This window comes from Chromobacterium fluminis, from assembly GCF_011602385.1.
In the GTDB taxonomy this organism is placed as follows: Bacteria; Pseudomonadota; Gammaproteobacteria; order Burkholderiales; family Chromobacteriaceae; genus Chromobacterium; species Chromobacterium fluminis.
Genome location: NZ_JAAOMA010000053.1, coordinates 1 through 22307 on the forward strand (window position 1 = coordinate 1; position 22307 = coordinate 22307).

Consider the following 22307-nt stretch of genomic DNA (forward strand, 5'->3'; position numbering starts at 1 on the left):
GCCAGCGCTGGCTGACCCCCTTGCGCGGCGGCGCCATCGCGCTGGGCGTGGTGGCGCTGGCCTACGGCGCGGCCAATATCAGCCTGGACCTGCTGGGCCGGCCGATACGCGAAGCCCTGGCGGCCTGGACCCCGCCCTTGCGCAGCATCAATCTGGCCACCACCTTGCCGCCGCCGCTGCCGCAGCTGCTGTCCGAAGGCTGGTTGGTGGCCTATAAGCATCCGCAAGGCTGGCTGCTGGTCTTCCGCAGCGACGGCGCCTTCGACGTCGGCAAGGCCGAGGTGAGGGCTTCCTTCCAGAAAAACATCGAACGGCTGGGTCAGGCTTTCGCGCCGTGGCCGGGCGATCTGGAGGTGATAGGCCACACCGACCGCCAACCCATCCAGACCAGCGCCTTCCCCAGCAACCAGCGCTTGTCCGAGGCGCGCGCTCGTTCGGTGGCGGACACCCTGCGCCAGACCGCGATTCCCGGCGGCGCGCAAGCGCCCGACAACGCGGTGGCGCGCCGCATTGATTCCTCCGGCCGCGGCGACAGCGCGCCCTTGGACGCGGCGCAGACCCCGGCCGCCTATGAACGCAACCGCCGCGTCGACGTGTTGTGGAAAGTGGCCGACGCCGCCAAGGGCGCTCCGGCCCTGCCGTCCCTTCCCCAAACGCAGTCCCCGCAGACGCCAGCCCCGCTGGCGCTGGCCCCCGGCGTCGGCATCGGCAACGGGCCCAGCCCGCTTGAGCCTGGCTATAAGGAGCAACAACCATGATCCGGCAAAGCATGCGCGTCTTGATCGCGCTCTTGATCGCGCTGGCGATCTGGTGGATAGGCCCGCTGATTTCCATCGGCGTCTACCGGCCGCTGGGCTGGGCGCTGCTGCGACAAATTCTAGTGGCGGCGGTGTTGATCTGGGGCTTCTGGCCGCTGCTGAGCTGGCTATGGGGCCGGCTGAGCGCCGCGCCGCGTTCCTTCCGCCGCGCGCCCAAACCTGAGCCCGAGCCTGAGCCGGACCCCGGCCCGCCGGATTACATCAGCGACACCTTGCAGCAATTGGAACGCCAGTTGAGCCGTCGCGGCGGCGCGCCGCTGCCGTGCTATCTGCTGCTGGGCGCCGCCGGCAGCGGCAAAAGCAGCTTGTTGTCCTGGACGCTGCGCGACGGCGCGGAACCGACGGCGGTGGCAGCGATAGGACAGGGCATGGGACTGGATTTTCGCCTGTCCTCGGACGCGGTGTGGCTGGACACCCAGGGCCAGTGGAACGTGAGCGAAGGCTACGACCAGGAGGCCGCGGCGGCCTGGGACAAGCTGCTGGCCGGCCTAGGCGCTTTGCGCGACAAGATCAGCGTCAGCGGCGTGGTGCTGTGCGTGGGCGGCGACGATTTGATCGCGATGGCGTCCAAACGCCGTCAGCAAATGGCCGCCACCTTGCGCCAGCGCCTGCTCAAGTTGCGCGACGGCCTGGGTCGCACCCCCAACGTCTACCTGGCGCTGACCGGGGCGGATCGGCTGGACGGCGCGCTGGCGATGCTGAACCAGATGCGGCCGGAGCGCTGGGCGCGCGGCATCGGCTTCCCCTTGCCGTTGGAAGCCGGCGCGGACGCCTCCGGCGCCTGGGCGCCGGCCTTGCATAGCTTGGAACAGCGGGTGCAGCGCCAGGTATTGTTCGCCGCGCCCTTGGCCGGCGAGGTGGAGGCCAACCACGCCCAGCTGCGCTTCGTGGAGGCGCTGGGCCGGCTGCGCCAGGCGCTGCAAGGCTTGCTGCCGCCGCTGTTCGCCCGCGACGGCGACGAAGACGCCGCCCATTTGCGCGGACTGTGGCTGGGCTCGGTGGCGGAAGTGGCCGACATCGAGATCGACGGACCGGAGCCGACGACGCGGCCCTTGGGCGAGCTGTGGACGCCCTTGCTGCGGCAGGTGGCCGTGGAACGGCAATTGATGGAGCAGAACCTGACCGCGGCCGAACGTCAGGCTCGAGAACGGCCGGCCCCGCCCGCGCCGCCGTCGCGCAAGCGCCGGCTGCTGAATGCCCTGCGTTGGGCGACTTTGCCGATGCTGGCGCTGGCCTTGCTGGTCTGGGTGGCTTGGGGCTATTTCGCCGAGCGCAATTATCTGGAATACGTCTGGGCCCAGTTCAGCGAGGGCAAGACGCTGGCGCGGGAGCAGGCCGGCAGCGCGCCCAGCACAGGATCGCCGCTACTGGCGGTGGCCGCGCAGATGCGCTACGCCCAGGCCCAGGCCGAAAGCGCCGAGCGCGGGATGAGAACCCCGTATTTCGAGCACCGCCGCGTGGCTGAAACCGCCACCGCCACCTATCACCGCCATCTGCAGAAAACGCTGATGCCGGAGCTGTACAACGAGGTGAAGCGCACCTTGCTGGCGCAGACCGAAGGCAGCCCCGGCGACATCTTCCTGACGCTCAAGGTCTATCTGATGCTGTGCCGGCCGCAGTACCGTTCCGCCGACGCGGTGGAGCGCTGGATCTCCGGCCGCTGGGAAGCGCTGTCCGAAGGGCAATACAACGACGAGGACCGGCGCATGCTGATCGCCGACGCGCGCGCGCTGATCACGCTGCCCGGCCTGCCGGCGGCGCCGGAGGACGCCAACCTGGTGCAGACCGCCCGCGCCCGCGCTTCGCAGATTCCGGTGGTGACTCGGGTGCTCAACCATGTGCGGGAGCAGGGCCTGCCGTCCCAGATTCAGGACATCTCGCTGGCGCGCGCGGCCGGCTTCGGCTCGGCGATGAGCCTGCGCATGCGCAACAATGTGCCGGATACCGACAGCGCCGTTTCCGGCTGGTACACCCGCGCCGGCTATGTCGACGCCTTCCTGCCCAGGCTGGAGCCCAGCGCCCGGGCCATGCTGGAGGAGCAGAGCTGGGTGCTGCGCAACGAGCCGCTGCGCGGCAACGGTTTTGAAATCGACAGCCTGGTGCAGAAGCTGGCCGACAGCGCCCGCAATCAATATCTGCAGGACTACATCACCGCCTGGCAAAGCTTTCTGGCCAATGTCAGCGTGCGCTCCGTCACCGGCCTGGACGACGCCGCGCAACTGGCGGCGTCGATGATGAACTCGCAATCGCCGCTGGCCAATCTGCTGCGTTTCGCCGGGCGCGAAACCATGCTGACCGGCAACTACGACGGCGGCATGGATAGCTGGATAGACCGCCAGAAGGCGCGGCTGGAAAAAAGTCGCCGCTCTCTGGTGGGCGAGATCAACGGCGAGCGCTACCGCACCACCTTGCTGCCGGAGCACGCGGTGGAGGAGCACTTCCAGGCCTTGCGTCAGATCGCCAAGCAATTGGAGAAAAACGACAACAGCGGAAGCAACCCCTTGGCGCGGCTGTTCGACTCGCTGTATCGCCAGCTGGGCCTGGTCAACGGCGCTTTGCAAACCGGCCAGGTGCTGCCGGCGCAATACGATGTGTTTACCAAGCTGCGCGGCGACGCCGGCCTGCAGCCGGAGCCGGTGCGCGGCATCATGCTGGACCTGATCAACAACGGCAGCGCCGCCACCTCCAGCCAGACCCAGGCGGTGCTGAACAAGGGGGCGGCCGGCGCCACGCGCAGCGCCTGCGATCAGGGTTTGACCGGCCGCTACCCGTTCCGCCGAGGCGCCGGCGCGGACGCCAGCGTAGAGGGCTTTGAGCGGTTGTTCGCTCCTCAGGGCGCGATGGCGGTGTATTTCCGCGAGCATCTGGCCGCTTATGTCGATACCTCGGTCACGCCGTGGAAGGCGCGCAGCGTGGACGGCGGCAAGCAGGCGCTGCTGAGCCCCGAGGTGATAGGCGCTTACGAAAGCGCCAGCCGCATCCGCGACGCGATGCTGGACGACGGCGGCCGCTTGCGGGTGCCCACGGTGCTGCGCTTCCTGGACATGGACCCGCAATTGGCCGAGGTGCAGTTGGACCTGGCCGGCCAGACCCTGCGTTTCGCCCACGGCGCCACCACGCCGCAGCGCATCGACTGGAACGGCCAGAGCCAGAAGCTGGCGATACGGCTGCAAATGAAGTCGGTGGACGGCCGCGTCAACACCTTGCAATACGACGGGCCGTGGGCGCTGTTCCGCTTCTTCGACGCCGGCCGCGGCGTGGGCGGGAGCGCGGATCGCCGCGAGCGCCTGTATCAGGGTAGCCTGGGTTCGGTGCGCATAGAGTGGCAGTCTCTGTCCTCGCCGTCGCCGCTGTGGTCCGGGCTGATCCAGTCTTTCCGTTGTCCGCAAGGCGGCTAACGACGGTTCAGGGGCCGACGTTGTCGGCCCCGGCAAGATGAAGCCCGTTCAGCACAGCAGATTTTGAACGGGCTTCAGGCGGGTTTTCCGCTGTTTGTTTCGTTCCCCTATCCACTGAAAGGAAACACCATGACCAAGGCCGCAGAAAACATGATCAACCCGGCGGAAATCCTCAAGGCGTGCAGCGCCGCCCACCAGTACGGCCAGAGCGCCGGCGGCTCCATGGCCGAACCGTTCATGAACTCGGTGCCGGGCATGAACATCGCCTCCGGCAGCAATGCCAGCAATATGATCGGCAATGTGCAGGATGTGGGTCGTCAGATGCTGGACCACATGACCGCGATCAAGTCGGCGGTGGACAAGCAGGTGGCGGTGCATCAGGACCAGCAGCGCCGGCAGAAGACTTACGACTTCCAGCCGGACATGTCCGACCTGCGCCCCAGCGACGCCAAAGGCTTCCCCACCGAAATGCCGGAAGCCTTCTTCGCGCCTTTCATGAAGAAATAGGCGGACGGACAGGCAAACGCTCGGGGCGCGCGCACGTCCCGGGTGTTTTCGCCGGCCGTCGTTCAGCCGCCGCTATCGGCGAATTTCTCCAAATAGAGATTGAGATGCTCGCAACCGTGGCGGCGCAGCCAGTCGCGCATCGCGTCAACCATCGGCGGCGGGCCGCATAGATAAATGTCGGCGGCCTGGGCGCGCAGCGCGTCCGCGTCCAGATGCTCGGGGATCAAGCCGCGCTTGCCGCTCCAGCCCTCCCCAGCCGCCATCACCACCGGATGCCAGGCAAAGCCGGGCAGTCGTTCGGCCAGGCCGCGCAGCCGCGCCTGCTCGCATAGGTCGCCTTCACGGTTGACGCCGTAGTACAGCGTCACCGGCTGGCCGCAGCCGCCTTGCTCGGCCAATTGCTCCAGCATGCCGAGAAAGGCGGACAGGCCGGTGCCGCCGGCCAGCATTAGCACCGGTTTGTCGATATGGCGCAGGTAGAAGCTGCCCAGCGGCGCCTCCAGTTCGATGCGATCGCCGGCCCGCCAGCCAGTGCGCAGATAATTGCTCATCGCGCCGTCCGGCAGCAGCCGCACCAGGAAGCGCAGTTGCTTGTCCGCGGCGGGGGCGTGGGCGAAGGAGTAGGCGCGCCATTGCTCGCCGCCTGGCACGCGCAGCCGCGCGTACTGGCCGGGCAGGAAGGACAGCGCGCCTTCTGTGGCGGAGGCGTCCAGACACAGCACGGCGCAGCTGTCCGACACCGGCTCCACGCGGCTGACCACGGCGGCGAGGCGGGCGGCCGGCGCGCTCCGGCACAGGCTGGAGTCGAAGTCGAAGGAAAAGGCGGCGTTGGACAGCACCCTGGTCTGGCAGGACAGGATGCGGCGCTCCGCCAGATCCTCCGCGGACAACGCCTCGGGGTCAACGTAGTCCTGGCTGTAATCGCCGCGGTCGCAGCGGCCGCGGCAGGTGGCGCACACGCCTTCGCGGCAATCCATCGGGATCTTGATGCCCTGGCGCAGCGCGGCGTCCAGTAGCAGTTCGCCCGGCTTGGCCTCCAGGAACAGGGTATGGCCATCGAGAAAATTCAAAGCCACTTGATGCATTTCGGTGTTTCCGCTTTGAGATGTCAGAGCGTGTTTACGATCTTGCGAGCTAGAGACGTTGCGGCGGAGAAAGCGAAATGCGCGGACGGCACATCAGCTTTCCTAAGCGCTAAAGGGCTCTCGACGCGCGGCAGATCGTAAACAGGTTCTCAGAGGTGGTAGAAATCCAGCACCGCGTTCACGGTATCGTTCAACAGCAGCACATGCTGGCGCCGGATCAGCCAACCGTCGCCGTCCCGCGCCAGCGTGTAAGCGGCTCGGCCGTAGAAATAACCGGTCTCGCCAAAGCGGGTGTAGAAAGTGGCCCAGTTGACGCGGGCTTCCACCAAACCGTCGGCGCCGCGTTCAACGCGGACATTGGCCAACTGGTGCAAAGTGCGGGGCATCGGGTTGCAGGCGGCGGATTTGCCGGTGCGTATACGGAACACCCGGTCCTCCAGGCCCGCGCGGCTGGCGTAGTAGATCAGCGACATCTCGCGCTTGGGGTCCGTGGTGTAAACGTGTTCGGCGTCCCATTGCGGCACGTGGTATTCGCAGTCCGGCGCGTAATCGGCCAGGTAGCCGTCCCAGTCCTGGCTGTCGCAGCGCTCGGCGTGGCGATAGAGAAACTGTTCCACTTGGTAATGAAGTTCGATATTCATCGCTCGACTCCCTCGGCGGCGCCGCGCCGCGCCAGCCCTTGCAGCAGGAACTGCCGCCAGGCGCTGTGCTGGTTGACGTACAGGCCTTCATGAGTGATTTCAGTCCCGGTCAGGCAGGGCGCGATGTCCAGGGTCTCGCTATTGGGCGTGGCGCCGGTCTGCCAGCGCGGGTGGCCGCGCGAGATGTCGCTCCAGCGTTCCAGCCGCGCCTGGAAGCCGCGCTGGGCCTCGCGAAACTCGGTCAAATCATCCGGCGTGCCCATGCCGGACACATTGAAGAAGTCCTCGAACTGGCGGATGCGGTTCTCGCGGTCGGCGGCGGATTCGCCCTTGACGCCCAGGCACTGGCTTTGCACCAGGGTCTTGTTCCAGGCCAGCGGGCGGATGATGCGCAGCTGGGAGCTGATTTGGTCCATGAAGAACAAGCTGGGGTAGATATTGAGGTTGCGCAGCCGGTGCATCATCCATTCCGCCTTGGCCTGGCCGTGTTCGGCCACCAGACGCGGCATGATGCCGGCGTAGCCGGGCCGCACCGCGGGGTTGGGCATGTCGCTGAACAGCACGCTGTGGCCGTTGGGGAAGGAGAACCAGCCATCGTCGGTGGCGGCGTCGCCGGCGCCCAGCTTGCTGTAGTCCAGCGTGGCGGCCTGCGCCTCGCCCTGTTGGCGGCAGACTTCCTGGCGATGCTGCACCGTGGCCACGTAGTTGTAGTGCACGGTGCTGACGTGATAACCGTCCAGGCCGTTTTCGTTTTGCAGCTTCCAGTTGCCGTCGTAGGTGTAGCTGGATTTGCCGGGCAGCACTTCCAATTCGCCGTTGGGAGACTGCGCCACCATCATGTCGAAAAAGACCTTGGCGTCGCCCAGATAGTCTTCCAGCGAGTCCGCGCCGTCCGGGTCCAGGCTGACGAAGACAAAGCCCTTGTAGCTGGCGACGCGCGCCTGTTTCAGCGACCGGGCGGCCTTGTCGAAGTCCGCCGGGTATTCGCCCGGGGCCTTGACCTTGAGCAGGCGGCCGTCGTTCTTGTAGCACCAGGCGTGGAACGGGCAGGTGAAGGTGGATTGATTGCCCTTGCACTGGCGCACCAGGGTGGCGCCGCGGTGCTGGCAGGCGTTGATCAGCGCGTGCAGCTCGCCGTTGCCGTCTCGGCTGACGATCAGCGGCTGGCGGCCGGCCTGCACGGTGATGAAGTCGTTGGGGGCGGCGATTTCGCTTTCGTGACAGGCGTAAATCCAGACTTTCTCGAAGATCAGCTCCATCTCCAGATCGAACAGCTGCGCGTCGGTGAACATGTCGCGGGCGATGCGGTAGACGCCGTCGTCCGGGCGAAAGTCCAGGCAGCCGCCGACGAAGCTGCGCCATTGCTCCGTGGTGCGGAAGCTTGTGCTCATCGTAATCTCCTTTCTGCATTCCGGCGGCCTCGCCGCGCCGGGCGGGGCGGGGCCGCGGTTTCAATCAGCCCATCAGCCCTGGGCGCGGGCGCGGCTCACCTCGGTGGAGGGCGCCGGCGCCGCTTCGCGGTGCAGGGTGAAGTTGAACTCGATGCGTGCGAAAGGCTTGCCGACGCCGCTCTGACGCAGTTCCTCAGGCGAGCTGACGCGTTGGACATCCGGCACCAGCCCTTCGCGCGTGCCGAAGGCGAAGTCGTCCCATAGATGGGGGTCGTCCTGAATGTTGATCTGGGTGGTCAGCTTGCGAAAGCCCGGCGAGGAGATGAAGAAATGCACGTGGGCCGGACGGTGGCCGTGACGGCCCAGTTGGCGCAGCAGTCGGTCGGTGGGGCCATCCGGCGGCACGCTGTAGCCACAGGGCATGATGCTGCGGAAGCGGTAGCGGCCTTGCTCGTCGGTGCGGATGCTGCGGCGCAAGTTGAAAGCGCTCTGGGTCTGGTCGAAGTAGGAGTAATTGCCCAGGCTGTTGGCGTGCCACACTTCCACCAGCGCGTGCGGCACCGGCTGGCCGGCGCTGTCCAGCACCTGGCCGCGCATGAACAAGGGCTCGCCGTCGTCCTTGCCGTCGTCCAGCCGCGCCTCGCATTCGCACAGCGGCGCGCCGGCCACGTAGAGCGGGCCTTCTATGGTGCGCGGCGTGCCGCCGAGCAGGCCGGCCTTGCGTTCCGCCTCGTCGGCGCGCATGTCCAGGAAGTGTTCCAACCCGAGTCCGGGCACGATCAAGCCCAGCTCGCCGCTGCGGCCGGCGTCGGCTAGCAAGCCCACAGCGCTCCAGAACTCCGACGGTTGGATGTCGAAATCCTCGATCGCATAGCACAGCTCGCGCATCAAATGGTTGACGATGGCGCGGGTGCGCGGGTTGGCCTGCTCGGTGGCGGGTTGGTCGAAGCGTTGCAGCAAAGCGTCGATTTCGGCGCGTTCCATGGTGTTTCTCCTTTGTTGGCGGGCGGGGGTGTTGTGTTTTGATTCCGCCGTGGTGGCCCGACTGGGCGGGCGCCTAGCGGTCGTCGGCGTGGATGCTCGACGGATGCCGGTTCAAGGGCCGGACCTCGATGCGCATGAAGGGGAACAGCGGCAAGCTGGACAGCAGCTGATGCAGTTCCTCGGCGTCGGCGACGTCGAATACGCTGATGTTGGCGTACTGGCCGCTGAGCCTCCACAGATGGCGCCACTGGCCGCTGCGCTGCAGAGCCTGGGCGCGTTCGCGCTCGTCCAGCTTCAAGGCCGCCACCCGTTCCGGGTCCAGGTCGTAGGGCAGATTCACTTGCATTTCCACATGAAACAGCATGGTGGTCTCCTTGGCTTGTTTGAACAGGTTCTCAGTGGCTGTCGTGTTCAGAGCGCGTGCAAGCGCGGCGAGCTCCGGTCGCGGCGCAGGGCCGCCAGCTTGTCCAGGTCCGGCCTCACGCCCAAGCCGGGGCCGGAGGGCAAGTGCAGCTCGAAATCCCGGTAGCAGAGAGGCTCGGTCAGCAATTCCTCTGTCAGCAGCAGCGGGCCGAATAGCTCGCTGCCCCAGTCCAGCTGTTCGAAAGTGGCGAACAACTGGGCCGAGGCGATGGTGCCGATGCCGCCCTCCAGCATGGTGCCGCCGTAAAGACCCAGGCCATTGACGGCGGCGATCTCGGCCACCTGCCGTGCGGCGAACAAGCCGCCGGACTGCGCTATCTTCACCGCGAACACATCGGCGGCGTCCTGGCGCGCCAGTTGGTTGGCGTCCGCCGGGCCGTGCAGGGATTCGTCCGCCATGATGGGCACCTCGAAACGCCGCGCCAGCCGCGCCAGCGCGGCGGGGTGTTCGCGCGGCACCGGTTGTTCGATCAGCTCCACGCCGCCGTCCTGCAGCCGGGCGATGGCGCGTTCGGCCTGCATCTCACTCCAGGCCTGGTTGACGTCGACGCGCACGCCGGCGCGGCCGTCCAGCGCGCGGCGGATGGCCAGCACGTGTGCCACGTCGTCTTCCGGCGCGCGCAGGCCTATCTTCAGCTTGAATACGCGGTGACGGCGCCGTTCCAGCATATCTTCGGCCTCGTCGATGTCGCGGCCGGTGTCTCCGCTGGCCAGGGTCCAGGCCACTGGCAAGCTGTCGCGCACCCGGCCGCCCAGCAAGTCGCTCACCGGCACGCCCAATCTTTGCGCCTGGATGTCCAGCAAGGCGGTTTCCAGCGCGCATTTGGCGAAGCGGTTGCCGCGGGCGCCGCGGCGCAGCTTGACCAGCAGTCGGCCCAGGCCGCGGGCGTCCTCGCCCAGCAGCAGCGGCGCCAAGTGGCGGTCGATATTGGTTTTGACGCTTTCCGGGCTTTCCTCTCCGTATTGCAGCCCGCCTATGGTGGTGGCCTCGCCCCAGCCTTCCAGCCCGTCGCGGCAGCGGATGCGCACCAGGGCCAGCGTCTGGCTGCGCATGGTGGCCACCGACAGTTGGTGCGGGCGGATGGTGGGCAGGTCGACCAGGATGGTCTCCACCGTGTCTATCGCGGTATCAGGTATCAAGATTGCGCTCCCGTGGTTTCGGATATCATGCAAGCCTGTGGAACCGCGGGTCCAACACCGTTTTCGTCTGCTTCCATACCTGTGAGGTATCGAATGGAATTGCGCCATCTGCGCTACTTCGTCGCCGTCGCCGAAGAGCTCAACTTCACTCGCGCGGCGGAAAGACTGCACATCGCCCAGCCGCCGCTGAGCCGACAGATCCAGCAACTGGAGGAGGAACTGGGCCTGTTGCTGCTGGACCGCGGCGCGAGGCCGCTGCAGCTGACCGAGGCCGGCCGCTTCTTCTACGCCCAGGCGCGCAATCTGCTGGCCCAGGCCCAGGGCATGCGCGCGATGACGCGCAAGATCGCGCTGGCGCGCCGCCAGCTGGTGATAGGTTATGTCGGCTCCACTCTGTACCGGCCGCTGCCGGAGGTGATACGCCGTTTCCGCGCCATCCATGCCGACACTGAGTTGTCCTTGCTGGAAATGACTTCGTTGGAGCAGGTGGAGGCCTTGAAAGCCGGACGCATCGACGTCGGCTTCGGCCGGCTGTTGTTCGACGACCCGGCGGTAGAGCGCGAGGTGCTGGCCGAGGAGGCCCTGTGGCTGGCGCTGCCGCTGGAGCATCCGCTGGTGGGGCGAGAAGGCCCGCTGCGCTTGCGCGACGCGGCGGAGGAGACGGTGCTGATCTATCCACGCCAGCCGCGCCCCAGTTACGCCGACCAGGTGTTGTCCGCCTTCCGCCAGCGCGCGCTGGAGCCCGCTTACGTGCTGGAGGTGCGCGAGCTGCAAGCCGCGCTGGGCCTGGTGGCCGCCGGCATGGGGGTGTGCGTGGTGCCGGCCAGCGTGTTGCGGCTGCGCCGAGACGATGTGGTCTACCGGCCGCTGACGGACGAGGGCCTGGCGTCGCCGCTGATCATGAGCGCGCGGCGCGGGGACTGCTCAGAGGAACTGGTCCTGATCCGACGCTTATTGCGCGAGCTGTTGCCGCGCGAGGAGGTGTTGGAGGAGTAGGGCGTTGGCGCTGGTTCATGTCTTATTGCGGAACTCGCTTGGCGGTAAGCCAAGCTGGCGCTTGAAGCAGCGACAGAAATAAGCGGGATCGTTGAAGCCGAGATCATAGGCCACGCGGCTGATCGGCCAAGCGCTGTAAGCCAGCATGCGGCGCGCCTCCAGCATCAGACGCTCCTGCGTCAAGGCGAAGGCGGTTTTCCGGCTCAGCTTGAGGCTGGCGCGGTTGAGCTTGCTGGCCGTCACGCATAAGGCGTCCGCATAGCGCGGGATGTCCCAATGCTCGCGATAGCGTTCTTCCAACAAGGCGTGGAAACGGGCCAGCAAATCGCGCTCGGCTGGGGGCCCTCCGCCGCCGGCGTCCTGCTCGTCGACCAGGCGCGCCAGCATCAGCAGAAGGGCCTTGAGCAAGCAGTCCACCATCAAGTCTTGACCGCGTTGCGGCCAGTGCAATTCTGCCAGCAGTTGGCCAAACAAGGATTCGATGCGCTCCCTGGCCGGCCAGTCCCGCCGCAGATCCACCAGCCTTGGCGTTTGCAGCAGCGGCCGCAACAAGGCGCTGGCTTGATCCGGATCGTGAGTCAGCGCGCTTTCGGCCACGGTCAAGACAAAGCCCTGCGCCTCTTCCAGAAAACTGAAGCCATGCACCGTCGCCGGCGGCAGGCATATGGCCGCCGGTCCACTCAGCGGATATTCCCGGTCGTCGATGCGCGCCTTGACTTCGCCGTCCAGCAGGCAAAGCAACTGGAACAGGCCGCGATGACAATGATCGGCGATTTCCCAGTCGAAGCGACGGCTGCGCGAACTGAGCAGCTCGAGATGCAGAAACGCCGCGTCTGTGACGCTGCTCTCTTCGCCATACAGGGTGAATTCCGGCGCGCGGTCCATGCGGCTCTCCCAAATCAAGACTGAGCAAATAGTACAAGTCTTTGTCAGCTTGCTCCATTTAGCGCGGTCACGGCAGCGGTTAGGATTTTCCAGGCAAATCAATGTATTCGACTGCAAGGCTTTCCGCCGCCATTGCTGCGGCGCAATATGTAGTGACTTGGCATTGCCGCAATCGTGCAAGCCTTGTCGCGCTCTTCATGGAGGCTTGCCATGCGTACATCCGTGGGCATCATCGGCGCCGGCCCTGCCGGCCTGCTGCTGGCGCAGTTGCTACAGCGGCACGGCATCGATTCCGTGGTGCTGGAGGCGCGGGGGCGCGCCGAGATCGAATCGACGGTGCGCGCCGGCGTACTGGAGCCGGGGACGGTGGAATTGCTGGCGGAGGCTGGCGCGGACGCGCGGCTGCGTCGCTTGGGGCAGGAGCACCGCGGCATAGCGCTGGCCTTCGACGGCGGTCGCCACCGCATCGACCTGTACGCGCTGACCGGGCGCGCCATCACCGTCTACGCCCAGCACGAGTTGCTGAAGGATTTGATCGTCGCGCGGCTGGAAACCGGCGGAGGGCTGTTGTTCGACTGCCCGGTCACGGCGCTGGAGGCTTTCGACGGTAGCGGCCCGGCCCGGATACGCTATCGCGACGCTGGCGGCGAGCAGGCGCTGGAGTGCGACTTCATCGTCGGCTGCGATGGTTTTCACGGCATCGCGCGCCAGGCGCTGGGCGAGCGCGAACCCCCTTGGCAGCGGCAATACCCGTTTTCCTGGTTCGGCATCCTGGCGGCGTCGCCGCCCTCGGCGCCGGAACTGATCTATGCCTGTCATGAACGCGGTTTCGCCCTGGTCAGCACCCGTTCGCCCACGCTGCAGCGGCTCTACTTCCAGTGCTCGCCGGACGACAGCGTGGACGCCTGGCCGGACGCCAGGATCTGGGACGAGTTGCAGGCCAGGGTGCCGGCCGCCGATGGCGTGGGCCTGGAGCGGGGGGAGATCCTGCACAAGAACATCGTCGCGATGCGCAGTTTCGTCGCGCGCAGCTTGCAGCGCGGCCGGCTGTTTCTGGCCGGCGACGCCGCCCACATCGTGCCGCCCACCGGCGCCAAAGGTCTCAACCTGGCCGCGGCCGACGTCAGGCTGTTGGCCTCGGCACTGCGGGCGCATTACCGGGACGGCAGCGATGAGGCGCTGCGCGACTACAGCCGACGCGCCTTGCGCCGCATCTGGCGCGCCGAACATTTTTCCTGGCGGCTGACCAGCTTGCTGCACGCTTTTCCCAATGCCGGCCCGTTTGAACGCGAGATGCAGCGCGCCGAGCTCGACTACCTGGTGTCCTCACGCGCGGCGGCCACCAGCCTGGCCGAGAACTATGTCGGCATGCCCAGGGACTGGGGCTGAGCCGTCAACAAGCAAGAGCCTGTTCAAAGGAGAGGTCATGAGCAAACCGCCGCTGGATGTGCAGACCATCATCGACGAGCGTTTCAGCCCTTGTCAGCGCCTGTTGTTGGCGCTTTGCTTCCTGGTGGTGGCGGTGGATGGCTTCGATACCGCCGCCGTCGGCTATATCGCGCCGGCCTTGGTGCAGGAGTGGGGCGTGCCGCGCGCCGCGTTGGGGCCGGTGCTGAGCGCGGCCCTGTTCGGTCTGGCGCTGGGCGCATTGAGCGCCGGGCCGCTGGCGGACCGCTACGGCCGCAAATCCGTGCTGCTGGCCTCGGTGCTGTTCTTCGGCGCCGGCAGCCTCGCCAGCGCCTTCGCCGCCACCTTGGAGCAGTTGACCCTCTTGCGCTTGCTGACCGGTCTGGGTTTGGGCGCAGCGATGCCCAATGCGGTGACGCTGATGTCGGAATTCGCGCCGGCCCGCTACCGGGCGGTGCTGGTGAACGCGATGTTCTGCGGCTTTCCGCTGGGCGCGTCGGCGGGCGGGGTGCTTGCCTCCTGGCTGATTCCGCATTACGGCTGGCGCAGCGTGCTCTTGCTCGGCGGCCTCGCGCCGCTGGCGCTGGCCGTACCGCTGTGGTGCTATTTGCCGGAGTCCGTGCGCCACATGGCTGCCCACGGCGCGCCGCCGGCGCGTATCCGCCGCGTGCTGGAGCGCATCGCCGGGCGCGATCTGTCCGCCGAGCCCCGCTTTGTCGCCGCCGAGCCGGCGCTGGGCGGGCGCTCGGCGGTGGGCGTCGTCCTGGCACCAGCCTACCGGATGGGCTCGCTGATGCTGTGGCTGGCTTATTTCATGGGGCTGCTGATCTTTTATCTGCTGACCAGCTGGCTGCCCCTGCTGATCAAGGACGCCGGCTTTTCCATCAGCCAGGCCGCGCTGATGACCGCCTTGTTTCCGCTGGGGGGCGGCATCGGCACCTTGGCCGCAGGATATTTGATGGACCGTTTCAACCCCAACCGGGTGGTGGCGCTGGGCTATGCCTTGACCGCGGCGCTGATCTTCGGCGTGGGGCAGGGAACGGCGACGATGCTGAGCTTGGGCGGCCTGATCTTTCTGGCCGGCACGGCGATGAACGGCGCCCAATCGTCGATGCCAGCCTTGGCCGCCGGCTTCTACCCCACCCATGGCCGCGCCACCGGCGTGGCCTGGATGCTGGGCATCGGGCGCTTCGGCGGCATCGCCGGCGCCCTGCTGGGCGGCGAGCTGCTGCGCCGCCAATTGGCGCTGGACGCCATCTTCGCCCTGCTGGCGATTCCGGCGGCGCTGGCCACGGCGGCCTTACTATGCAAGCAGCGTTTTGCCGCCGTGGCGTCGCCCTTCGACGCCGCCCGATCCGCAACATCGTCGCTGCCAACCTCAAACAAACAGGAGCAAGCCCATGTGGATACCCGCTCAGAGCGCGGATGAGCTTTACTCGCGGGATTACCGCGATCATCCGCCGGCGTTGACGCCGGATTACAAGAGCAGCGTGTTGCGCGCGCCGCGCCATGCGCTGATCGCCTTGCAGCATTCGCTGTCGGAAATCACCGGGCCGGTCTTCCATGGCGAAGAACTGGGCGCGCTGGATCACGATCTGACGCGCAATTACGCGCGGCAGGGCTCGCCGATAGGCGAGCGCATCATCGTGCACGGTTTTGTTCGCGACCAGAACGGCCGTCCGGCGCCCAATACCCTGGTGGAAATATGGCAGGCCAACGCCGGCGGCCGCTATCGGCATCGCAAAGACCAATACCTGGCGCCTATCGATCCCCATTTCGGCGGTTGCGGCCGCGCCTTGAGCGACGAAAACGGTTATTACTTTTTCCGCAGCATCAAGCCCGGCCCCTACCCATGGCGCAACCGCGCCAATGATTGGCGACCGGCCCACATCCATTTTTCCCTGTCTGGCGCCGCCTATGCGCAGCGCTTGATCACTCAGATGTATTTCGAGGGAGATCCTTTGATCGCCAGTTGCCCCATTGTCGGGACCATAGGAGATGAGGAGCAGGTGCGAGGGCTGATTGCGCAACTGGACCGCAGGGCGACAGTGCCTTTCGACAGCCTGGCCTATCGTTTCGATATCGTGTTGCGCGGCCGGCGCGCCACCTTGTTCGAAAACCGCGTTCAAGCCGCGCAGGAGGATTTATGAACCCGCTCCCGATCCCGCAAGCCATGCTGCGCGAAACCGCCTCCCAAACCGCCGGCCCTTATGTCCATATCGGGCTGGCGCCGCAACAGGCCGGTTTCGATGTTTTCCAGAGTTGCTTGGGTTCCAGCCTGCTGGCGGACGGTCTGGGGTACCAGCCCATCGTCCTGCATGGACAAGTGCGGGATGGCGCCGGCGCGCCGGTGCGCGACGCGCTGCTGGAAATCTGGCAGGCGGACGCCCACGGCCGCTATGCTGGAGCGGATGCTGGAGGCTTCCGCGGCTGGGCGCGCGCCTGCACTGATTTCGACAGCGGGCGCTATCGCTTCGACACGATCAAGCCTGGCCGGGTACCGGGGCGGGACGGCCACTGGATGGCGCCGCACATCAATGTCTGGCTGGTGGCGCGCGGCATCAATCTCGGCCTTCATACCCGGATTTACTTCGCCGACGAGGCCGAGGCCAATGCCGCGGACCCGGTGTTGAACCTGATCGAATGGGATGCAAGGCGGCAAACCCTGCTGGCGCGTCCGGACACCATCGGCGATGGGCTGAGCTACCGCTTCGACATTCATTTGCAGGGAGAGCGGGAGACGGTGTTTTTCGAATACTGACAAGGCGTTCCTCTCTAGTTAATGTCGGGCCGGGTGGTGGGTTTTCAGCCGGCTCTGTCCGGCTAGCGCGATCAAGGCCATCTGCACGCCGGCGACCAGCGTCACGCCGAAACCGGCGCGCACGCCGGCGTGGTCCACCACCGAGCCCGTTACCGCCGCTCCCAGCGCCACGCCGCTGGCCAGGCCGGTGATCAGCCAGGTCAGGCCCTCGGTCAATTGGGCCGGCGCCACCATCTCCTCCACCAGGCCCATCGCCACGATCATGGTGGGGGCGAAGAACACCCCGGCCAGCAGCATGCCGGCGCCCAACAGCCACAGATTGGAAACCAGCAGCAAGGGCAGGGTGGCCAAGGCGGTGGCGGTGGCGGCCCAGACGAAAAGCCGCGGCAGCGGCATGCTGAGCTTGCGCGCACCGAATAGCAAGCCGGCCAGGCAGGAGCCGATCGCGTACACCGACAAGACGATGCTGGCCGCCGCCGGCTGCCCTTGCTGCTGGGCGAAGGCGACGCTGATCACGTCCACGGCGCCAGCGATGGCGCCCAGCGCCACCAGGGCCAGGATCAGCACCCGCATACCGGCCAAGGACGTGACCGAGCCGCAGCGTTCCCGCGCGCCGGGATGCACCGGCGGTTCGGTGCCGGTTTGCGCGCAGAAGGCGGCGACCCCGCCGGCCAGCAGCACGGAGGCCAGCAAGGGCCCGGCCTGCGGAAACGCCGCCACGCTCAGGCCGACGGCAATGGGCGGGCCGACGATGAAGCAAACCTCGTCCAATACTGATTCCAGCGAAAACGCGGTGTGCAGTTGCGGCGAGCCGCGATAGATCTCGGTCCAGCGAGCGCGCGCCATTGCCGACATGCTGGGCATGCAGCCGGCGAGGGCGGCGGAAACGAACAAGGTCCACACCGGCCATTGCGCCCAGCTGCAGAACAACAGCGCCAGCATCGCCGTCACGCTGAGTGCGGTGGCGGCCGGCAGCACCTGGCGCTGGCCGTAGCGGTCCACCAACCTGGAGACCTGCGGCGCCAGCAGCGCCATCGAAAAGGTGAAGGTGGCGGCGACGGCGCCGGCCAGCCAATAGGAGCCGGAGGTTTGCGACAACATGGTGATGATGCCGATGCCGGTCATGGAGATAGGCATCCGCGCCACCCAGGCAGCGGCGGAGAAAGCCAGGTTACCGGGCTGGGAAAACAGGCTGAGGTAGGGGTTGGCCATCGGGTTTCCTTGTGACGGATGATGGGAATAAAGCCCGTCCGCTGTTTTAATATACGCAACGTATGTTAAACTAATCGACATACATCCCGTATGTCAAATGCGGCGCGATGACTCAGGCGGCAACAGGAGGACGCAATGGCAGGCAAGACTCGCAGTGAAACCATGGAGGAAACCCGGCGCCGGCTGCTGCTGTCAGCGCGCCGCAGTTTTGGCGCCGATGGCTACGCCGCGACAGTAATGGACGAACTGACCGCCGCCGCCGGCGTGACCCGTGGCGCGCTCTATCATCACTTCGGAGACAAGAAAGGTCTGTTGCTGGCGGTGGCCCAAGAATTGGACGCCGAGATCGAGGCCGGACTCGCTCGGGCGGAGTGCGAGGCGGCAGACCCGTGGCAGGGTTTCAAGCGCCGTTGCCGCGCTTACCTGCAAGCGGTCACGCTGCCGGAGGCGCAACGCATTTTGCTGCGCGATGCGCCGGCGGCGCTGGGCGCCGAATACGTGCAGGCCGGCCAGCGGCAGTGCGTCGGCGTCATCGCCGAGCGTTTGCGCGCGCTGATGGATGCCGGCCTGATCCGCTCCACCGATTCTCAGGCGCTAGCGCGCTTGATCAACGGCGCGCTGGTGGAGGGCGCTTGCTGGGCGTCCGGCGCCGAGCAGCCGGCGGCGGCGCTGGCTCAGACGCTGGACGCGCTGGAGACCTTGCTGGAGGGTTTGCGACTAAGAGACTGAACCGTCGCCGCCGTCGCAGGACGAGGCGGCCAAGACTTCTTCCGCCAGTTTGAAGGCAGTGTTCGCCGCGGGAACGCCGCCATATATTGCCACTTGCAGCAGGGTTTCCTTCAGCTCCTCCCGGCTGACGCCATTGTTGCGTGCCGCGCTCAAATGCAGCTTCAGCTCCGCCTCCCGGCCCAGTACCGCCAGCATGGCGATGGTGATCAGGCTGCGCTGCCTGCGTGATAGACCAGGACGCCCCCAAACCTCGCCCCAGGCGTAGCGGGTGATCAGGTCCAGGAAATCGCCGTTGAAGTCGTTGCGGCGGGCCTGGCTGCGGTCCACGTGGGCGTCGCCAAGCACTTCCCTGCGTATGCCTTCGCCCTGGCGCAGTCGTTCTTGTTCATCCATCCGTTTGCTCCCGGTAATGGCGCAAGACCCGCTCGATCAAAGCGTCGGCCGCACCCAGGTTCTTGTCAGGGTCCAATAGTGTATGCAAGGCATCCTCGTTCAGCAGGCTGATCAACTCGGGATGGCCGAGCAGCGCGTCGGCCAGGCGACTTCCTTGTCGGCGCACCTGCTCGCAGCATTCCGCCACCAACAGATGCGCGCGCGCATGGCCCAACCGCTGCCCCAGCGCCATGGTCACCGCTTCCGCCATGATCAGGCCGCGGCTGGCTTCGAGGTTGCGACGCATGGCGTCGGAATCGACGACCAGCCCGCGCAGTAGTTCCTCCGCCTGGCGCAAGGCCCCGGCGCTAAGGCAGAGCAAGTCCGGCAGCGTTTCCCATTCCGCCTGCCAGCCGCCCAGGCCGCGCTCCTGTTCCTGAACCAGGGCCGTCAGCAGGGTGGCGGCCAGGCCCGGCGCGCGCGCGGCGGCGGCCAGCATGACGGCGCAAGCCACCGGATTGCGCTTGTGCGGCATGCTGGACGAGCCGCCGCGGCCCGGCTGCTCCGGCTCGCGCAGTTCGGCGATTTCGGTTTGCGCCGACAAGGAAACATCGCGGCCCAGCTTGCCCAGCGTGCCGCACAGCAGAGCGCTCCAGCAGGCCAGTTCGGCCAGGCGGTCACGCTGGCTGTGCCAGGGCAGGTCCGGTGCGGCGAGATCCAGCCGCCGCGCCATCTGCTCCATCACCGCCAGGCCATGCGGCGCCAGCGCCGCCAGGGTGCCGACCGCGCCGCCCAATTGCAGCGTCAGCAGGCGCGGGCGCAGCTGCCGCAAACGCTCGCGCTGGCGCAGCAGGGCATCCAGCAGGCTGGCCAGCTTCAGGCCCAAGGTAATGGGCGGCGCCTGTTGCAGCCAGGTGCGGCCGGCCATGATTTCGCCGCGGTGTTGCGCGCAGCGCTCCGCGCACAGCTCAATCAGGCTGTCGAGATCGGCAGCGATGCCTGCCAACGCCCGCCGCAATTGCAGCACCAGCGCGGTGTCCAGTATGTCCTGGCTGGTGGCGCCCCAGTGCACGAAGCCAGCGGCGACGGCATCGTCGGCGGCGACCAGCGCCGTCAGCTGGCGGACCAGGGGAATCGCCAGATTGCCGGCCTGCGCGGCGTCCGCCGCCAGCCGGGGCAGATCGATCCGCTCGACGCGACAGTGCGCGGCAATGGCTTCGGCCGTGGCGGGCAGAATCACCCCGACGTCGGCCTCGGCCCGCGCCAGCGCGGCCTCGACGTCCAGCAGCGCCTGGATGGTGGCCTCGGGCGTGAAAGCCTGGGGCCCGACGCCGGGGCGGAATAAGGAATTGAGCAGTTCCATTGGCATCCTTGCTTCAGCTCGCGTCCAGGAATTCAAGCAGCGCTTGCTCAAAAGCGAGCGGTGCTTCCAGATTGGACAGATGGGAGGCTGGCAGCAGCGCCAGCCTGGCCTTAGGCATGGCCGCCGCCATTCTCTCCGCTTCCGCTGCGGTGGTGACGGGATCGTAACTTCCGGCAATCAGCAGTGTGGGCGTGGCGATGCGCGGCAAGTCCGCGCGCAGGTCGGCGTCGGCCAGCGCCTCGCAGCAAGCGGCGTAGCCGTCCGGCGAAGCGCTCGCCAGCCAGGCGCGGGCCTGCTCGACGGTGTCCGGCGCTTTGGCGCAAAAATCGGCGCTGAACCAACGCAGATGGGCGCTGGAGGCTAATTCCGCCATGCCCTCGGCGCGCACTTGGGCAGCGCGCTGCCGCCAGGCTTCGCTTTCGCCTATTTTGGCTGCGCTATTGCTGACGACCAGGCATTGCAGGCGTTCCGGCGCGTAAGCGCCTAGCCACAGGCCGGTGAGGCCCCCCATGGAAATGCCGCAAAAGTGCGCGCGCTCGATGTCCAGCGCATCCAGCAGCGACAGCGCGTCGCCGGCGAGGTCCGCCAACCTGCACTCGGCGCTGGCCGTACTGGCGCCGTGGCCGCGCACATCGTAGCGCAGCACCCGGTAACGCTGGCTCAAGGCCGCAAGTTGCGGCTTCCACATGTCCAACGTGGTGCCCAGGGAGTTGGACAGCAACAATGCCGGCGCGGCCGGAGGGCCCTCTAGTTGGTAGTGCAGCGAATGGCTGGCTAGTTTCAGCATTGGCATGACGGGCTCCTTTATCTATGCCTGGGATTTCAAAACCGTAGGCGCCGCGTCCAGCCGCGCCATCGCGAACAAGGCTAGCGCGCCGGCCAGCACTGGCGCGGCGGCCCAAGCGAAGAAACCGTGCGCGGACCCCGCTGCGGAGAGCAGTAGAGCGCCGGTCATCGAACCGATGATGGAGCCGGCGCGGCCGGCCGCCAGCGCCCAGCTTACCCCGGTGGCGCGCGCCTGGGTGGGGTAGAGCGTGGCGGCGAGTATGCTCAAATTGTTCAAGGCGCCGGTCAGGCTGAAGCCCACCAGGAACACCGTGGCGAACAGCCAGCCGCCGTCGCCCAGCGCCGCGCCCACGGCGGACAGCGCCAGCGCCGCCAGCAAGCACAGCCAGGGAAGCACCCGGCGCGCGCCCATCCGGTCCATCAGCATGGCCATGACCACGCCGCCTACCGCGCCGCCCAGCGGCACCATGGCGCTGATGCGCGCCGCCTGAGCGGTGCTGTAGCCGTGGTCCCGCAGAATGGTGGGCATCCAGTTGGTCAACAGATAGAACACGAACAAGCAGCAGAAAAAAGTCAGCCACAACAGCAAAGTGCGGGCGCGAGCGCCGGCGACGAACAGCAGGCTGGCCGAGGCGCGGCCGGAAGACGCCGCGTTTTCGTGGCGGAAGGGCTGGCTTTGCCAATGAGGGTCCGGATTGATGCGGGCAACGATGCGGCGCAGCGCGTCTATCTGCTCCGGTCTGCCTGCGAGATAGCATACGGACTCCGGCAACAGCCAGACCATGAAGGGCAGCAAGAACAGAGGCGCCAGGCCGCCGGCTACCAGCACGCCTTGCCAACCCCACAACGGGATAATCTGGCTGGCGACGCCTCCGCCCAGGGCCAATCCGGCGGTGAAACCAGCGTAGCTGAGCGTCACCAGCAACATGCGGTGGCGAGCAGGCGAGTATTCCGAGCTCAGCGTAATGCAATTGGGCAGCACGCCGCCCAGGCCGATGCCGGTGATAAAGCGCAACAGCGCCAGCGTGTCTATCGATTCGGATTGCGCCGAGGCCAAGGTGCCCAGACCAAAGATCAAGGTACACAGCAGCAGCACCCGCTTGCGGCCCAGGCGGTCCGCCACCGGACCGAAGGCGAAATTGCCTATCAGCATGCCGAACAAGCCTGCGCCGAAAGCCGGCGCCAGTTGACCGCGGGAAATGCCCCATTGGCCGATTAGCTCCGGCGCGATGTAGCCGATGGCGGCGGTGTCGAAGCCGTCCAGCAGCACGATGAGAAAACACAGCGTCAACACCATGACTTGATAGCGGGACAGCGGGCTGTCGTCGATGAACTCGCTGATGTCCATAGGCTTGTTCTGCATGGGGGGCTCCTATGAGAGTGGGCGCGCGGTCGGCTCTCTCCGTGTC

Annotated in this window: 21 protein-coding genes; 9 read left to right on the forward strand and 12 right to left on the reverse strand. The window is 66.8% G+C overall.

All coding sequences use genetic code 11. The features are described 5' to 3' along the window. The 3 genes from HA052_RS23660 to HA052_RS23670 form a co-directional block, all read left to right on the forward strand. A partial coding sequence (locus HA052_RS23660; protein ID WP_166453884.1) for an OmpA family protein occupies positions 1-758 on the forward strand: 758 nt, incomplete at its 5' end. Next, positions 755-4216, forward strand: a complete 3462-nt coding sequence (gene tssM, locus HA052_RS23665; protein ID WP_166453885.1) for a type VI secretion system membrane subunit TssM — start codon at positions 755-757, stop codon at positions 4214-4216. The genes HA052_RS23660 and tssM, both read left to right, overlap by 4 nt. A gap of 129 nt (positions 4217-4345) precedes the next feature. Next, entirely contained in the window at positions 4346-4723 is a 378-nt protein-coding gene (locus HA052_RS23670; protein WP_206119030.1) for a DUF6277 family protein, read from the forward strand. A gap of 62 nt (positions 4724-4785) precedes the next feature. Here the strand turns inward: HA052_RS23670 and antC are convergent, their stop codons facing one another. From antC to HA052_RS23700, 6 genes are all read right to left on the reverse strand, one after another. Continuing rightward, positions 4786-5808, reverse strand: a complete 1023-nt coding sequence (antC, locus tag HA052_RS23675; RefSeq protein WP_166453886.1) for an anthranilate 1,2-dioxygenase electron transfer component AntC — start codon at positions 5806-5808, stop codon at positions 4786-4788. Positions 5809-5957: 149 nt separating this feature from the next. Next, positions 5958-6449 (reverse strand): anthranilate 1,2-dioxygenase small subunit, encoded by a 492-nt coding sequence (gene antB, locus HA052_RS23680; RefSeq protein WP_081549341.1) that lies wholly within the window; start codon positions 6447-6449, stop codon positions 5958-5960. Further along, positions 6446-7840 carry an anthranilate 1,2-dioxygenase large subunit gene (gene antA / locus HA052_RS23685; protein ID WP_166453887.1) on the reverse strand — a complete coding sequence of 465 codons (1395 nt, stop codon included), beginning with the start codon at positions 7838-7840 and terminating at the stop codon, positions 6446-6448. Before antA ends, antB begins: the two co-directional genes overlap by 4 nt. A 72-nt stretch (positions 7841-7912) precedes the next feature. Further along, positions 7913-8824, reverse strand: a complete 912-nt coding sequence (gene catA, locus HA052_RS23690) for a catechol 1,2-dioxygenase (protein ID WP_166453888.1) — start codon at positions 8822-8824, stop codon at positions 7913-7915. Positions 8825-8897: 73 nt separating this feature from the next. Beyond that, positions 8898-9188: a muconolactone Delta-isomerase gene (catC, locus tag HA052_RS23695; protein WP_166453889.1), complete on the reverse strand. Its 291-nt coding sequence runs from the start codon at positions 9186-9188 to the stop codon at positions 8898-8900. 47 nt (positions 9189-9235) lie between these two features. Next, the gene (locus tag HA052_RS23700) at positions 9236-10387 is read right to left on the reverse strand and encodes a muconate/chloromuconate family cycloisomerase (RefSeq protein WP_240937542.1); all 1152 of its coding nucleotides are present in this window, start codon (positions 10385-10387) and stop codon (positions 9236-9238) included. A gap of 93 nt (positions 10388-10480) precedes the next feature. Between HA052_RS23700 and HA052_RS23705 the strand changes: the two genes are divergently transcribed. Next, on the forward strand, positions 10481-11383 hold the full coding sequence (locus tag HA052_RS23705) for a LysR family transcriptional regulator (protein ID WP_166453891.1): 903 nt from the start codon (positions 10481-10483) through the stop codon (positions 11381-11383). Between the two features lie 15 nt (positions 11384-11398). Here HA052_RS23705 and HA052_RS23710 read toward each other — a convergent pair whose 3' ends face one another. Further along, positions 11399-12268: a helix-turn-helix domain-containing protein gene (locus tag HA052_RS23710; protein ID WP_166453892.1), complete on the reverse strand. Its 870-nt coding sequence runs from the start codon at positions 12266-12268 to the stop codon at positions 11399-11401. Between the two features lie 210 nt (positions 12269-12478). Here HA052_RS23710 and HA052_RS23715 point away from each other — a divergent pair, with 210 nt between their 5' ends. The 4 genes from HA052_RS23715 to pcaG are packed head-to-tail and all read left to right on the forward strand — an operon-like array spanning position 12479 to position 16436. Further along, positions 12479-13657, forward strand: a complete 1179-nt coding sequence (locus HA052_RS23715) for a 4-hydroxybenzoate 3-monooxygenase (protein WP_166453893.1) — start codon at positions 12479-12481, stop codon at positions 13655-13657. A gap of 37 nt (positions 13658-13694) precedes the next feature. Beyond that, positions 13695-15104, forward strand: coding sequence for an MFS transporter (locus HA052_RS23720; RefSeq protein ID WP_166453894.1), 1410 nt, complete (start codon positions 13695-13697; stop codon positions 15102-15104). Continuing rightward, a complete protein-coding gene (gene pcaH, locus HA052_RS23725; RefSeq protein ID WP_166453895.1) occupies positions 15076-15825 on the forward strand; it encodes a protocatechuate 3,4-dioxygenase subunit beta in 750 nt (249 codons plus the stop codon). The genes HA052_RS23720 and pcaH overlap by 29 nt, the downstream gene beginning before the upstream one ends. Then, positions 15822-16436: a protocatechuate 3,4-dioxygenase subunit alpha gene (gene pcaG / locus HA052_RS23730; RefSeq protein WP_166453896.1), complete on the forward strand. Its 615-nt coding sequence runs from the start codon at positions 15822-15824 to the stop codon at positions 16434-16436. Before pcaH ends, pcaG begins: the two co-directional genes overlap by 4 nt. 18 nt (positions 16437-16454) lie before the next feature. On the opposite strand, the gene HA052_RS23735 is transcribed toward pcaG, so the two are convergent. Beyond that, positions 16455-17648: an MFS transporter gene (locus tag HA052_RS23735; protein ID WP_166453897.1), complete on the reverse strand. Its 1194-nt coding sequence runs from the start codon at positions 17646-17648 to the stop codon at positions 16455-16457. Positions 17649-17783: 135 nt separating this feature from the next. Between HA052_RS23735 and HA052_RS23740 the strand changes: the two genes are divergently transcribed. Beyond that, positions 17784-18377 (forward strand): TetR/AcrR family transcriptional regulator, encoded by a 594-nt coding sequence (locus tag HA052_RS23740; protein WP_166453898.1) that lies wholly within the window; start codon positions 17784-17786, stop codon positions 18375-18377. Here the strand turns inward: HA052_RS23740 and pcaC are convergent. The 4 genes from pcaC to HA052_RS23760 are packed head-to-tail and all read right to left on the reverse strand — an operon-like array spanning position 18366 to position 22261. Then, the gene (pcaC, locus tag HA052_RS23745) at positions 18366-18770 is read right to left on the reverse strand and encodes a 4-carboxymuconolactone decarboxylase (RefSeq protein ID WP_166453899.1); all 405 of its coding nucleotides are present in this window, start codon (positions 18768-18770) and stop codon (positions 18366-18368) included. The genes HA052_RS23740 and pcaC overlap by 12 nt on opposite strands. Then, entirely contained in the window at positions 18763-20112 is a 1350-nt protein-coding gene (gene pcaB / locus HA052_RS23750) for a 3-carboxy-cis,cis-muconate cycloisomerase (protein ID WP_166453900.1), read from the reverse strand. The genes pcaC and pcaB overlap by 8 nt, the downstream gene beginning before the upstream one ends. A gap of 13 nt (positions 20113-20125) precedes the next feature. After that, positions 20126-20905, reverse strand: a complete 780-nt coding sequence (pcaD, locus tag HA052_RS23755) for a 3-oxoadipate enol-lactonase (protein ID WP_166453901.1) — start codon at positions 20903-20905, stop codon at positions 20126-20128. Between the two features lie 15 nt (positions 20906-20920). Then, positions 20921-22261: an MFS transporter gene (locus HA052_RS23760; RefSeq protein WP_166453902.1), complete on the reverse strand. Its 1341-nt coding sequence runs from the start codon at positions 22259-22261 to the stop codon at positions 20921-20923. Positions 22262-22307 lie beyond the last annotated feature (46 nt).

Coding starts and splice junctions, on each gene's coding strand:
- tssM (WP_166453885.1), top strand. CDS start 755: ATGATCCGGCAAAGCATGCGCGTCTTGATCGCGCTCTTGATCGCGCTG.
- HA052_RS23670 (WP_206119030.1), top strand. CDS start 4,346: ATGACCAAGGCCGCAGAAAACATGATCAACCCGGCGGAAATCCTCAAG.
- antC (WP_166453886.1), bottom strand. CDS start 5,808: ATGCATCAAGTGGCTTTGAATTTTCTCGATGGCCATACCCTGTTCCTG.
- antB (WP_081549341.1), bottom strand. CDS start 6,449: ATGAATATCGAACTTCATTACCAAGTGGAACAGTTTCTCTATCGCCAC.
- antA (WP_166453887.1), bottom strand. CDS start 7,840: ATGAGCACAAGCTTCCGCACCACGGAGCAATGGCGCAGCTTCGTCGGC.
- catA (WP_166453888.1), bottom strand. CDS start 8,824: ATGGAACGCGCCGAAATCGACGCTTTGCTGCAACGCTTCGACCAACCC.
- catC (WP_166453889.1), bottom strand. CDS start 9,188: ATGCTGTTTCATGTGGAAATGCAAGTGAATCTGCCCTACGACCTGGAC.
- HA052_RS23705 (WP_166453891.1), top strand. CDS start 10,481: ATGGAATTGCGCCATCTGCGCTACTTCGTCGCCGTCGCCGAAGAGCTC.
- HA052_RS23710 (WP_166453892.1), bottom strand. CDS start 12,268: ATGGACCGCGCGCCGGAATTCACCCTGTATGGCGAAGAGAGCAGCGTC.
- HA052_RS23715 (WP_166453893.1), top strand. CDS start 12,479: ATGCGTACATCCGTGGGCATCATCGGCGCCGGCCCTGCCGGCCTGCTG.
- HA052_RS23720 (WP_166453894.1), top strand. CDS start 13,695: ATGAGCAAACCGCCGCTGGATGTGCAGACCATCATCGACGAGCGTTTC.
- pcaH (WP_166453895.1), top strand. CDS start 15,076: ATGTGGATACCCGCTCAGAGCGCGGATGAGCTTTACTCGCGGGATTAC.
- pcaG (WP_166453896.1), top strand. CDS start 15,822: ATGAACCCGCTCCCGATCCCGCAAGCCATGCTGCGCGAAACCGCCTCC.
- HA052_RS23735 (WP_166453897.1), bottom strand. CDS start 17,648: ATGGCCAACCCCTACCTCAGCCTGTTTTCCCAGCCCGGTAACCTGGCT.
- HA052_RS23740 (WP_166453898.1), top strand. CDS start 17,784: ATGGCAGGCAAGACTCGCAGTGAAACCATGGAGGAAACCCGGCGCCGG.
- pcaC (WP_166453899.1), bottom strand. CDS start 18,770: ATGGATGAACAAGAACGACTGCGCCAGGGCGAAGGCATACGCAGGGAA.
- pcaB (WP_166453900.1), bottom strand. CDS start 20,112: ATGGAACTGCTCAATTCCTTATTCCGCCCCGGCGTCGGGCCCCAGGCT.
- pcaD (WP_166453901.1), bottom strand. CDS start 20,905: ATGCCAATGCTGAAACTAGCCAGCCATTCGCTGCACTACCAACTAGAG.
- HA052_RS23760 (WP_166453902.1), bottom strand. CDS start 22,261: ATGCAGAACAAGCCTATGGACATCAGCGAGTTCATCGACGACAGCCCG.